10 protein-coding genes and 1 pseudogene are annotated in these 12,756 nt (G+C 62.0%); 7 read left to right on the forward strand and 4 right to left on the reverse strand.

The window, feature by feature from the left end; translation table 11 throughout:
* Positions 1 to 64 precede the first annotated feature (64 nt).
* A complete protein-coding gene (locus ACHHTY_RS10870; RefSeq protein WP_395494168.1) occupies positions 65 to 1,426 on the reverse strand; it encodes a sigma-54-dependent transcriptional regulator in 1,362 nt (453 codons plus the stop codon).
* A gap of 86 nt (positions 1,427 to 1,512) precedes the next feature.
* The gene (locus ACHHTY_RS10875; protein ID WP_395494169.1) at positions 1,513 to 2,637 is read right to left on the reverse strand and encodes a sensor histidine kinase; all 1,125 of its coding nucleotides are present in this window, start codon (positions 2,635 to 2,637) and stop codon (positions 1,513 to 1,515) included.
* A gap of 359 nt (positions 2,638 to 2,996) precedes the next feature.
* On the opposite strand from ACHHTY_RS10875, the gene ACHHTY_RS10880 reads away from it, so the two are divergent.
* Positions 2,997 to 4,079 (forward strand): lipid II:glycine glycyltransferase FemX, encoded by a 1,083-nt coding sequence (locus ACHHTY_RS10880; RefSeq protein ID WP_395494170.1) that lies wholly within the window; start codon positions 2,997 to 2,999, stop codon positions 4,077 to 4,079.
* A 266-nt stretch (positions 4,080 to 4,345) separates the two neighbouring features.
* Positions 4,346 to 4,492: pseudogene (locus tag ACHHTY_RS10885) on the forward strand (hypothetical protein); the annotation flags it as partial.
* 19 nt (positions 4,493 to 4,511) lie between these two features.
* On the opposite strand, the gene yjgA reads toward ACHHTY_RS10885, so the two are convergent.
* Positions 4,512 to 5,096: a ribosome biogenesis factor YjgA gene (yjgA, locus tag ACHHTY_RS10890; RefSeq protein WP_395494171.1), complete on the reverse strand. Its 585-nt coding sequence runs from the start codon at positions 5,094 to 5,096 to the stop codon at positions 4,512 to 4,514.
* Positions 5,097 to 5,368: 272 nt separating this feature from the next.
* Between yjgA and ACHHTY_RS10895 the strand changes: the two genes are divergently transcribed.
* Both ACHHTY_RS10895 and ACHHTY_RS10900 read left to right on the forward strand, forming a co-directional pair.
* Positions 5,369 to 6,541, forward strand: a complete 1,173-nt coding sequence (locus ACHHTY_RS10895) for an iron-containing alcohol dehydrogenase (RefSeq protein ID WP_395494172.1) — start codon at positions 5,369 to 5,371, stop codon at positions 6,539 to 6,541.
* A gap of 76 nt (positions 6,542 to 6,617) precedes the next feature.
* Positions 6,618 to 7,814 carry a DegT/DnrJ/EryC1/StrS family aminotransferase gene (locus ACHHTY_RS10900; RefSeq protein WP_395494173.1) on the forward strand — a complete coding sequence of 399 codons (1,197 nt, stop codon included), beginning with the start codon at positions 6,618 to 6,620 and terminating at the stop codon, positions 7,812 to 7,814.
* On the opposite strand, the gene ACHHTY_RS10905 is transcribed toward ACHHTY_RS10900, so the two are convergent.
* A complete protein-coding gene (locus ACHHTY_RS10905; RefSeq protein WP_395494175.1) occupies positions 7,798 to 8,556 on the reverse strand; it encodes a class I SAM-dependent methyltransferase in 759 nt (252 codons plus the stop codon). The two genes, ACHHTY_RS10900 and ACHHTY_RS10905, sit on opposite strands and share 17 nt — an antisense overlap.
* A 52-nt stretch (positions 8,557 to 8,608) precedes the next feature.
* On the opposite strand from ACHHTY_RS10905, the gene kdsB reads away from it, so the two are divergent.
* The 3 genes from kdsB (at position 8,609) to ACHHTY_RS10920 (ending at position 12,651) form a co-directional block, all read left to right on the forward strand.
* Complete coding sequence (kdsB, locus tag ACHHTY_RS10910) at positions 8,609 to 9,379, forward strand: 3-deoxy-manno-octulosonate cytidylyltransferase (RefSeq protein ID WP_395494176.1); 771 nt, start codon at positions 8,609 to 8,611, stop codon at positions 9,377 to 9,379.
* 14 nt (positions 9,380 to 9,393) lie between these two features.
* A complete protein-coding gene (gene mdh / locus ACHHTY_RS10915) occupies positions 9,394 to 10,326 on the forward strand; it encodes a malate dehydrogenase (RefSeq protein WP_395494177.1) in 933 nt (310 codons plus the stop codon).
* A gap of 69 nt (positions 10,327 to 10,395) precedes the next feature.
* On the forward strand, positions 10,396 to 12,651 hold the full coding sequence (locus ACHHTY_RS10920) for a gluconeogenesis factor YvcK family protein (RefSeq protein WP_395494178.1): 2,256 nt from the start codon (positions 10,396 to 10,398) through the stop codon (positions 12,649 to 12,651).
* Positions 12,652 to 12,756: the final 105 nt, after the last annotated feature.

The raw sequence follows: 12,756 nt of genomic DNA on the forward strand, positions 1-12,756 counted from the left end.
TTACTAAAAAAGCGAAAAATATTTTACGTTATCGTTTGCTACGGCCAACCTCGGGTTGTCGGGCTTAGGGCCGCTTGCCGATCTTCTCCCGCAGGGTCTTGCGGTCGATGCCGAGGATGGCCGCCGCCCGGGTCTTGTTGCCGCCCACGCTGGCCAACACCTCGCGAATATACTCGGCTTCGCATTCCGCCAGGCTGCGGTCAAGCCGCCTGGGTACACTGAGTGCGGACCGCATTGCCGCCGGAAGGTCTGCCGGGCCGATTTGCTCCCCTTCGACCATGAGTACCAGTTTCTGCACGAGGTTCTCAAGTTCGCGCACATTTCCGGGCCAATGGTACCCTGTCAGCCGTTTCAGTGCCTCAACGCTGAACAAGGGTGCCGGCCGTCTGAGCTCACGGGAGTATTTCGCGCGAAAATGGTTGACCAGTAGCAGCAGGTCATCGCCTCGCTCACACAGGGGCGGTAGGGGGATGTCGATGACATTGATACGAAAGTAGAGGTCTTCGCGGAATAATCCCCGGGCAATGAGCTGTGGCAGATCCTTATTGGTAGCACAGATCAGCCGGGTGTCGACCCTCACTGGCCGGCTGGAGCCCACTTTGTAGATGGTCTTTTCCTGGATGGCGCGGAGCAACTTTGCCTGCATGGCCAGGCTGGCATCTCCGATCTCGTCAAGAAACAGGGTGCCGCCGCCGGCCATTTCAAAGAAGCCGCGCCGAGAAACGGCCGCGCCGGTGAAGGCCCCCTTGATATAGCCGAACAGCTCGCTTTCGATGAGGTTTTCTGGAATTGCGGTGCAGTTGACCGACACGAAAGGCGCGGCCCTGCGCGCGCCGGCGTAGTGGATGGCGCGGGCGACCAGTTCCTTGCCGGTGCCGCTTTCTCCGGAAATAAGCACCGTGGCCGCTGTGGCGCCGGCCCGGTCGATCAGCCGGAACACCCGCTGCATGACCTCCGAGGCGCCAACAATGCCGTGGGCGCCATCTACCGCCGCCGGTCCGTGGGCCAACCGCCGGCGGGCTAGCTTGTTGACTACGGCGTACACCGCCTCGACCAATTCCCGCTCGGTAAAGGGCTTGGCCAGGTAGTGTTCGGCCCCGGTCTTCACCGCCTCCACCGCGCCAGCGATGGACGGGTAGCCGGTGATCATAATGATCTCGACGTCCTCCAGGTTATCGCGCACATGGCGGATCAGCTCCAGGCCGCTGGCCCGGGGCATGCGCAGATCGGTAATAATCACGTCAAAGGCGGATACGGCCAGAATCCGCAGCGCCTCCTCGACGCCGGCGCAGGTCTCCACCAAGTAGCCCTGGTCCTTCAGGTTGGTCTGGATCACCTCGCGCACGTCCTCGGCGTCGTCGACCACGAGGATTCGGTAGCTGCCCGCAACCGCAGCATCGCTGGTCTCTCTTTCACTTTCCCACATAGACTCCTCCTCAACCCCAGTTGTCGAGACAAAGCCACCGATACGGTCTTGCCTGATCCGGTTGCGTTGTCCGCTCTGACTACGGCTCAAGATACATCATTGGTGCAGACCGGAAAGGTGATGGTGCAGGTCGTGCCCCGGCCCGGGCTACTCTGCACGTCAATGCTGCCGCCATGGCCGGTGACGATACCGTGCACCACCGACAGCCCCAAGCCGGTGCCGTGGTCCACGTCCTTGGTGGTGAAGAACGGCAGAAAGATCTGCTCCAGGGTAGCCGCATCCATGCCGATGCCGGTGTCCGCGACGATCATCCGCACCTCACCCCCGCCACCCTCGGTGCGTAGGGTGAGTGTGCCGCCGTCAGCCATGGCGTGAATGGCGTTGATCACCAGGTTGACGAGCACCTGGGTGATCTGCGCGCTGTCCGCCTCAACTGGCGGCAGGTCCGGAGATAATTCGGTCACGAAGCGGATTGATGTCCGAGTAAAGCGCGGCTCGATGAACGACAGTCCCTCCGTCAGTAAATGGTTCAGATCTACCCGGCGGGTGCGGGGCACCCCGGGGCTGCTGAACAGCATCATCTTACGGATGATTTCCCGGGCGTGCAGGCAGGAGTGGATGATCCTGTCCAGATAGCGGCTCGCCTGTTCGGGTGATTCGATCTTTTTTGCCGCCAGTTGCGCGAACCCGAGGATGGCGGCCAGCGGCTCGTTCAGTTCGTGGGCCACCCCGGCGGTCAGCTGACCCACCTTGGCGAGACGGTCGGCATGGCGCAACTGGCTCTCCAGTTGGGCGCGATGCTCGTTGGCCAGGCGGTTACCGATCATCAAGCTCACCTGGCCGGCGATGGCCTGAAGCAATTTTCGTTCTTCGGGAAAGAAGGGGTCGCCGATAGCGGCACCTTCCCGCCACCGGAAGAAGACCTCGATGACGCCGCGGGACCGTTCCTGCATGCGCAGGTCCGCGCGCAGCATATGGGGTGAGTCGGCGAAACCCTCGCTCTGAAACACCTGCCCGTCCACAACGATGCGGGCGCACACCCGATCTGGGTGGTGGAAGGCCGAGGGCAGCATGGCGACGATGGCCTGCAGCACCTCAGCAAAGGAGGTTTCACTGTGGGCGACGATCTTGGCGATCTCGTAGAGGCAGGAGAGCTCCTTGTTGCGCTCGATCAGTTTAGCCCGTTCCTCGAGAAAGGCCTGTGCCTGCATGGCACCGTTCCTCCATTTATATGCGAGTAGACGGATGGCTTCGGAGTGGGGAGAAACCGGCCGTCGGGGGAAAACGCCCCGCTTTTTTGCCTGCCCCTTCGCCCGGCAAATGGCCTGATCAGCGGTCGGCGTGCGGCTGGCCGCCGGGCCTAATCCCGCGTCGGAGTGCGTCTCGCGGCGAGGGAGCTTTTGGGCCCGGTGCACAGCGGCCGCCGCTCAGGCTGTCCGGCACGGAATTTGCTAAAAAGCATGTGCAGGTCATGCCGGCCCCTTTTGGGGGGTCGGCACTTTTTTTTGTCCCGTCAGCATAACTGACAACCTGTGTCCGCACCACAGGCAACACCCAAGGAGAAAACGCTGTGCACCTGACTCTCACGCCGAAACAGCCCCGTGAACTGTATCAGACCGGTATCCTCTTTCAAAGCAGGTATTGGGGGGAGGTGAAATCTCGCCAAGGCTGGAAGACCTACGCCTTCGAGATCGACGACTCACCGCTGGCCCGCGACATGCTTTTGATCGTCAAGCCATTCGGCCCAAATACCGTGGCTGCCTATGTCCCCCAAGGGCCGGAGTTCGCGCCGCCGCAGGATGAGTATGGCCCCTTTCTGGAAGCATTGTCCGAATCGGTGGTCGACCAGATCGACGGCGACCTAACTTTCATCCGTTACGACCTGCCGTGGGAATCCCCTTACGCCGGCGAGAGGCCCCAGCAGAACTGGTACGATTTACCCTCTTCCCGGGTCAGGGAAATGCGCATGAATTTCGGCACCCGGCGCTGGAACCTGCGCAAGGCTCCGCTGGACGTGACCGTGGCTAATTCCTGCGTGATTGACCTGGACAGCGCCGAAGAGCAACTGCTCGCTCGCATGAAAGCGAAGACGCGATATAACATCCGCCTGGCGGAACGGAAGGGAGTGGGCGTGGAAATCGCCCCGGTGGAACAGTTGCCCGTCTTTTATCGGCTCTACGGCCAGACCGCCAAGCGCAACGGATTCATGATGAGCGAGTACCACTACTTTACCGCTCTGTTCGACGCCGAACGGGACCTGCTGACCGATCCGGAGGTATTGCTACTGTTGGCCAGCTACAAGGGCGATCCCCTGGCCGGGGCGATCCTCGTCCTTTCCGAACAGAGGGCGCTCTTTCTCCATGGTGCCTCAGCCAACCATAGCCGGGATCTGATGGCCTCTTATGCTCTACATTGGCAGGCGATGTGCTACGCCCGCTCCCGGGGTTGCCACACCTACGATATGGGGGCAATCTCGCCCGGCAATGATCCGGACCACTTCTTCCACGGCATGTACCGGTTTAAGATCGGATTCGGCGGCCGGATCGTCCACAATACCGGCTCCTGGGACTACCCGGTGCGCCTCGACCGCTACCAGGAGTTCCGCAACTGGGAGACGGTGCTGGCGCAGGGCGAGCAAGCCTTTACTTCCTGAATTAAACAGGTGCCCCGACGTCTTACCTGTATTCTCAGCCAGCTTTCCCGCCGGAAGCGTGGTAAAGCAGTGCCGGCCCGGCCACTTCGGCATTTTCGGCTCAATTGAGAGTTGAGTAAGAGGGGAGCCATGAAAATATACTTCTGATCGACTGGATCGCCAGACCATGCTGCTTGCCTTGGGCAGCGCCACCTGCGCCATTGCGGTCAAAAGCATTATGATGGGGCAGGGGCGTCTTCGCCGCCGGACTGACCGGGGCAGCCCTGGTGGCGCATTGCCTCCACCCGACCATTCCGCTCCGAACGCTGGCTGGATTTGCCAAGGATCACGCCGCCCGGAAGGGCCTGGGTGTAACCAAGCTGCATGGCCGGGGCGGTTACTATGGTGTTGACCGGACGGTCCTTTTTTCGATGGTTCGCCGCCGTGCCGGCTTTAATCGCCGGCGGGGCCGGCTTGCTTCGCTGCATCTGGCGGGACAAGATCTTGATACTCTTTCCGCTCCCTGGCACTTTTCAGTTGGCGGAAAATTTCACGACTGTGGGCGATTTTACGGGTGCGGGCGAAGCGGCTGGCCAAAACCCGGATATTTTCGAGATCCAAGGTGGGGAAGAGGAGGGCGACCTGTTCCAGGCTTGGGCTGGGCCAGTCAGCGGGAAGGGGAAGATCCTGGGCGCGGGCCTCTTCCAGGGCGGAGATGGCGTCGGTGATGATGGCCTGGCGCAGGTTTTCCAGTTCATGGAACTGGTCCTTCTCTCTGATTCTTGATCCCTTGCGTTGAGCCAGGTAAGCGCTCAGGTCGTGATACATCTGTTCATGCTCGCGCAGTTCCTTGGCAATGAACTTGATCTGGCGCTTGCGGGCGCCGGCCTGGAGCTTCAGAAGGGCCAGGATTTCCTGTTTGAGAAAATCATCCACCGGCAGTTTTCTAATTTCGGTCGGGGAAAGATCGGCGAGTTCTCCGGCCAGTTTTTCCACCCGCACAGCTTGCCGCTTTTTTTCCGATCTGCTGATATCCATCTGCATCTTTTGCGTGTATTCCTTGATAAGCTGCGGTAGAATTGCCGTTTTTAGGCAGACAGCCAGGGGTTGGCCTGGCCACAAGACTAACAGCCGGTCCGGCTTTTGCAAATCAAAAAAGGTAAACCGGTGGCCGGGCAGGTCGCCGCCAGGCTCCTTCGATGACATCCGGTAAGAGAGGGAGAAATTCCCAGGCCGGATTTTGGCGCCGCTTGATCTGCAAGGCCGGGACGCTCCCGATTAATAAAAGTTAACAACCAAAGGATAATATTATGAACGGACAAGCCTTCACCGTAACCCAGCCGACCCGGATTCGTTTCGGGTTCAATACCGTAAATGACCTGGCCGCCCTGGTCCGCGAACTGGGGGGAAGCCGGGTGTTTCTGGTTATTGATCCCGGGGTGGTGGCCGCCGGGCTGCTGGAGCCGGTCAGCGCTTCCCTGGCTGCCGATAAGATTCCCTTCACCGTTTATGACCGGGTAGACCCGGAACCCGGCCTTAAGCTGGCCGACAACGGAGCCAAGCTGGCCAGGAAAGGGAAGTGCGACTGCGTGGTCGGAGTCGGCGGCGGTTCAGCCATGGATATCGCCAAGGCGGTGAGTATCCTGCTGACCAATGGCGGTAAGGCCGAGGACTATATCGGCTTAGGTAAAATCGCCAAGAATGGAGTACCCAAGATCATGATCCCCACCACCGCCGGGACCGGGGCGGAGGTTACCTTTACCGCCGTTTTCATCAACGAAAAAACCGGCTCCAAGGCGGGGATGAACGGAGACCCCCTCTATCCCGATGCCGCCATCCTCGACCCGGCCCTCACCCTGAGCATTCCGCCCCATGTCACCGCCACCACCGGCATCGATGCCCTGACTCACGCCCTGGAGGCTTATGTTTCCACCCAGGCCCATACCATCTCCGATATGTACGCCTTGGAGGCCATCGACCTGATCGCCTCCAACCTGGGCAAAGCTTATGCCAACGGAGGCAATATCGAAGCCCGTTCCGCCATGCTGCTCGGCAGCCTGCTGGCGGGCAAGGCCTTGGCCACCGCCGGAGTCGGCCTGGTGCACGCCATGGCTTATCCCCTGGGCGGGATGCACAAGATCCCCCACGGACTGGCCAACGCCGTCCTGCTGCCCTATGTAATGGCCTATAATCTGATCGGGGCGCCGGAGCGATTCAGTACCCTGGCGGAAATGTTCGGTGTCGACGTGAGCGGCATGACCTTGCGGGAGGCGGCCGAAGCAGCGGTGGAGGCGGTCTGGCGTCTCAACGACGACGTGGGAATCCCCAAGAACCTGCAGGAGTTGGGAATACCCCGGGAAGACATCCCCGAAATGGCCAAAATCGCCTTGACGGTGGCCCGTCCGGTGGCCAACAATCCGCGCCGGCCGAGCCGCGAAGAGGTGGAGGCGATTTACGAGGAAGCGATGAACGGTTGGGAATAACAGCAAGTTCAAGCCAATAAGGGGCAGGGGTTGCCGTTACCGGCTTCGGGATGATTACTCAGCAAGTGGAGGACATATGCCTGGTTTTGAAGTTTTTGGTGAGGAAGAAAAAAAAGAGATCGGCGAGGTCCTGGATACCGGGGTTCTTTTTCGCTACGAATTTCCCAACGAACGACGCGGCATTTACAAGGTCCGCCAGTTCGAGGAAGAGTTCGCCCGTTACTGCGGAGTGGCGCACGCCCAGGCGGTGACCTCCGGCACGGCGGCCCTCAAGGTGGCCCTGACCGCCATGGGGGTGGGGCCGGGCGATGAGGTTATCACCCAGGGCTTCACTTTTGTCGCCACCTGGGAGGCGATTTTCGATGTCGGGGCTATCCCGGTTTTTGCCGAGGTCGATGATACCCTGAACCTGGATCCGGCTGACCTGGAGGGGAAGATCACCGCCAGGACCAAGGCGATCATCCCGGTCCACATGATGGGAGTGCCGGCCCGGATTGCCGAAATTAAGGCCATTGCCGACCGGCATGGCATCCCCGTCCTGGAGGACACCGCCCAGGCCCCGGGGGCCGGCATCAAGGGCCGTAAATGCGGCTCCTTCGGCCTTTGCGGCACCTTTTCCTTTGACCCGGTCAAGACCATGACCACCGGCGAGGGCGGGATGATCATCACCGATGATGAAGATCTCTGGCGCAAGATGAGCGAGTATCATGACCACGGCCACGATCACGTGGCCAATCCCGGCGGCCGCGGCGGCGAGGGGCGCAGCTTTATCGGCTTCAATTTCCGGATGATGGAACTCCAGGGAGCCATCGGCCTGGCCCAGCTGGCCAAGCTGGACGGGATCATTGCCGCCCAGCGCCGCAACAAGGAGGCCCTGCGCGAGCTGGTCGGGCAGCTGCCCGGGGTGAGCTTCCGCACCGTAATCGATCCGGCCGGCGACAATGCATCGTTTTTGGCCTTTTTCCTGCCCGATGCCGCCGAAGCCCGGCGGGTCAATGAAATCCTGGGCCAAAACGGAGCCGGAGCGGTTTATTTTGCCAACAACACCTGGCACTACTATCCCAAGTGGGAGCATCTCCTGGCCGGCTCCACCCTGGCCCGCTCCGGCTGGCCCTTCGAGGAAGCCGGCGGCCGGCGCCGGGTCCATTACGACCCCGCCGCTTTGCCCCGTTCGGCGGCCCTGCTGGATCGGCTGCTGGTTTACCCGGTGCCGGTCAAATTGAGCCCCGAGCGCCTGGAGCAGATCGGCAAAGCCGTCAAGGCTGCTTGCTGATCAGGTAAATATCAAAGCGGCTGCTTTTGCCCTTGAGGGAAAAACTGGGAGGCCGGCCGGCGAGAAAGGGAGCCAGGCGGGGTCTTTTGACCACCACCCGCTCTCCGGCTTTGGCCAGCGCCTGCTCCAGGAGCAGATCGGCGTCATCGTCGTCGCCGGCCAGCTGACGCAGGAGGCGGAGCTCCTTTTTGACCAGGGAGCTCTTGCTGCGTTCCGGGAACATGGGATCTAGATAGATCACGTCGGCGGCGGGAACAGTCAGCCCGGCCAGAATGGCCCCGGCCTCCCCCAGGCTAAGTTGGAGCCGTCGGCCGACCCATGCGGCCAGGCCGGGATCGGCCTGGGCCCGGCGCAGGCCATCGGCCAGCAGGGCGTGAATCAGCGGAGATCGTTCAATGAGCCTGACCTGGCAGCCCAGATCCGCCATGATGAAGGCATCCCGGCCCAGGCCGGCGGTGGCATCGATGACGGTGGGTGCTTGCCGGCCCTTGATTCCCACCGCCCGGGCCAGGCTTTGCCGGCGGCCGCCCCCGCGTTTGCGGCGGTGGCTCAGGCCGGGGCTGGCAAGATCGACGCAGACCGGTCCCGGGGTCCCGGGGCCGGTCTGGCAGAGTTGCAGCCGCTCCGGCGTCAGTTGCAGCAAAAATGGGGGCGGCGGCCTGGCCGGATCAGCCAGGGGCAGGCCCAGGCGCTGAGCAAGCTGGGTGGCTGCGGCGGCCAGGGCCGGGTCGGTCGCCAGCACGGCGATTTTATCTTTGGTCGGGGGCCAATTCTTCTGCACAGGAAAAACGATAATGGATTCCGCAGCGAAAAAACAGGCCAAAGTGGTGGCCATCATTCCGGCCCGCTATCATTCCAACCGTTTTGAAGGCAAGCCGCTGGCCCTGATCAACGGCAAGCCGATGATTCAGCAGGTTTATGAGCGGGCTCAGGCGGTGCCGTTGCTTTCCCGAGTGGCGGTGGCCACCGATGATGAGCGGATCGCCGCCTGTGTCCGCGCTTTCGGCGGCGAGGCGGTGATGACCCGCAGCGATCACGTTTCCGGAACTGATCGTCTGGCCGAAGCGGCGACCGTCATGGAAATCGATGAACAGGATGTGGTGGTCAATATCCAGGGCGATCAGCCCCTGTTCGCTCCCGAGGTGGTCGAGCAGGTAGCCGGGCCTCTGCTGGCCGATCCCGCTCTGCCCATGGCCACCCTGATCTATCGCATTATCCGGCCCGAAGAAATCAACGATCCCAACCATGTCAAAACGGTTTTTGATCGTCACGGGCGGGCCCTCTATTTCTCCCGGGCCCCGATTCCCTTCCAGCGTGATCCCGGCGGCGGCGCCCCCACCTATTACAAGCACCTGGGCTTTTACGCCTATCGTAAGGGGTTTTTGCTCACTTTCGTGGGCCTGCCGGAGGGGGAATGGGAATATTTTGAAAAACTCGAACAGTTGCGGGCCCTTGAATACGGCTACACCATTCAGGTGGTCCTGACCGAACACGACTCGGTGGAGGTGGACACCCCCGCCGACCTGCAGAGGGTGATCAAAATTATCAAGGATATCAACCCCTAAAAGGAGGAGAATAGATGAAGAGACCTAAAATTACCATTATCGGAGCCGGCAACGTCGGCGCCACCGCCGCCCACTGGGCCCTGAGTCGCAATCTTGGCGATGTGGTGCTGCTGGACGTGATGGAAGGCGTCCCCCAGGGCAAGGCTCTGGATCTGCTTCAGGCCGGGCCGGTGGACGGTTTCAGCCGGCGGGTGATCGGCAGCAATGATTACCGGGACTCGGTGGATTCCGACGTGGTGATCATCACCGCCGGTCTGGCCCGCAAACCCGGCATGAGCCGGGATGATCTGCTGGCCAAAAACGTTGAGATCGTCCAAAGCTGTGCCGATCAGGCCGCTCGTTTTTCCCCCAACGCCGTCCTGATCGTGGTGACCAATCCCATTGATGCCATGGTCTATACCGCCTACAAGGTGTCCGGATTTCCCCGGCAGCGGGTGATCGGGATGGCCGGGGTGTTGGACTCGGCCCGGTATCGGACTTTTCTCGCCGATGCCGTGGGGGTGGCTCCCCGGGATGTCAATGCCATGGTCATGGGGATTCACGGCGACAACATGCTCCCCCTGGTCCGCCTGGCCAATGTGGCCGGAGTGCCGATCAGCGACCTGCTCGATGAGGAAACCATCGCCGCCATTGTCAAGCGCACCCAGCATGGCGGGGCCGAAATCGTCAACCACCTCAAGACCGGCAGCGCTTTTTATACCCCGGGGCTGGCCGCGGTGGAAATGGCTGAAGCCATCTTAACCGACAGCAAGCGGGTGCTGCCCTGCGCCGCCTGGCTGGAAGGCGAGTTCGGCATTTTCGGCTGTTTTCTCGGGGTGCCGGTGGTGCTGGGTTCCGCCGGGGTCGAGCGCATCATCGAATTTCCTCTCACCGCTGAGGAACAAGCCTCCCTGGCCGAATCGGAGAAAATGGTGCGCGGCCAGATGGCGGCCACGGGAATCCAATAACCCTGCCGCGAGCCAAGTTGCGGGTCCTGCTCATAGCCCCTGGAATTTTAACCTGACCTGGATGGAGTAATGCCCCAGCAGAGCGAGATCGACCGACAACTGGCCCAACTGGAGGCAGCCCGCTTCAGCCCCCTTGATCTCTTGCCTTATGAAGAGAGAGTGGAGAAGCTGCTGGCCCTGGTACTCAACGGCCTGCCGGCCGCCCCGGCTCCGGTGGCCGCGGGGTTGGCGGAGCTGGCCGCCGCCCTTGACCAGGCTTCCTGTGCCGAGGCCAGGGTTGTGGTTTTCGGCGGCGGCACCGGCTTGGCCAATATCATCGGCGGTGACAGCCGTAACCCCGCCTGGCCCGATGCCCCTTTCGCCGGGCTCAAGAGTGTTTTCCCCCAAACCAGTGCGGTGGTTTGCGTCACCGATGACGGCGGCTCCACCGGCGAGCTGCTCAAAGACCTGCCCTTGCTGGCCGTCGGGGACCTGCGGCATGTCCTGCTCGCCGCCGTGCGTCAGGATAAGCTGCAGAAGCAGTACGAGCTGGACGAGGCCGAAGCCCTGGCCACGGTACGGCTGCTCCATCGTCTTTTCAATTACCGTTTTGCGCGCTTGCCGGAAAATTCGCCGGCGATCCTGAAGCAATGCGGGGTGGACTTGAGCCGGCTGCATCCCTTCCTGGAGCGTTCTCTACAGGGACTGCTCGAGGAAATTTTCCACCACGAGCAGATGCAGGATTTGGGTCAGCGGCCCCACTGCCTGGGCAATCTCCTGCTGACCGCGGCCATTTACCAGCAGCCGGCGATGGATGGAGCCGTGGATCCCCGGCGGCCCCCGGCGGCCGCGGTGCTGGCCGGGCTGGCTTTTCTGGCCGATCTGCTGGGAGCCTCGCCGGAGGCGGTCCTGCCCTGTACCACCACCCCAGCCTCCCTCAAGATGCTTTACGATAACGGGGTTCTGGTCAGCGGCGAGAGCAAATCGGCCCGAGCCCGGCGCCGCAGCCCGGTGAACCGGGTTATGGTCGAATTCGTCGAGCAACCTGAAGTCCCGGCCCGGATTCTGACCGCCATTGCCGAGGCGGATATCATCCTTTTTGCTCCCGGCAGCCTGTTTACCAGCATTATTCCCATCCTCCAGGTTCCGGGCCTGGCGGCGGCGGTGCGGAGCAATAGCCGGGCCCTCAAGCTGTTGCTGGCCAATCTCTGGGTCCAGGCCGGGGAAACCGACCTGGTAACCGGCGAACGGGAGCGCCGCTTCCATGTTTCCGATCTGCTGCAGGCTTACAACCGCAATATTCCCGGGGGGATCGCCGCCCTCTTCCACCAGGTGCTGGTGGTGGGCATGCGGGAAATCCCCGGCAGTATTCTGCAGAGTTACGCTCTGGAAAACAAGGTGCCGATCTATCTTGACCGGGAGCGGGTGCGGGAGTTGGGCCCGGCGCCCCTGGAGGCCGCTATTGCCGCCCAGTACGAGCTTGCTGGCGAGCGGGTGGTCCAGCACGATCCGGCGGCGGTGGCCGCGGCCGTGCGGGCCCTGTGGACTGTGCGGTCCTTGTTGACGACTGCCGATCCTGCCGGTCCGGCTCCGGCTGCGGGGACTGCCGCCCCCTTGCTCAATCCCCGCCGCCAGACCCTTGATGAGCGGCGGCGTCAATTCCGCCAGCGCTTGGCCCAAATGGATCTTCAGGCCGAGTGGCTGCCGCTGCTGGAAGATATTTTCTGGCAGCATCGGGATATTCTGCTCGAACACCTGGATCAGGTGGCCGGCATGCGGCAGGTGGCGGTCAGTGATTGGCGCCGTTGCCAGGAATGGGACAATGTCTTTTCTTTTTACGATCCCGATGATCGGATGATCAGGATCCGGGCCGATATCATCCCCGGCTCCCCGCGCTGCGAGATCGCTTTTCTCGTCGCCCTCGGGCAGTCCCTGCTGGGCAACTACGCCGCCGCCAAGGAAAAAAGTCCGGTGATGGCAGGGCGGGAGCAGGTTGGTTATATCTTCAGCTTGACCATGCGGAATGATGAGGAGCGCCGTTGCTTTTTTACCGCCCCCGAGCTGGTGGAATACCTCCGCCTGGCCCGAATGTACCGGGCCGAGGACGATCCTCTCCGTTTTACCCGGGTGGTCAACGGCAGCGAAGGATTCACCCCGCCGGGCCTGCTTTTCGGGCTATCTTACGCCTGGTATCTGGACAACCGCTTCGCCCCCCATATCGAGTATAAAATGTCGATCACCCGCGCCGAGCAATCGGACCTGGTCCCCGAGCAGCTCCGGATCTCCTCGCGGCGCCAGGGGTTGATCGATTTCTTTCGCGAACGGGTCTTTCGTTGTCAGGCCTGACTTGCCGGCGGGAGAGTTGATCCCCGGGCCCGATGTCCTCCGGCCGGGAATTGCTCAGCGCCCCCGGGCACAGTGAGGCCAGAGCAGGGTGTGGAGCTGGAGCTG

It is taken from the genome of Desulfurivibrio nitratireducens, assembly GCF_044068515.1.
Classification (GTDB): Bacteria; Desulfobacterota; Desulfobulbia; order Desulfobulbales; family Desulfurivibrionaceae; genus Desulfurivibrio.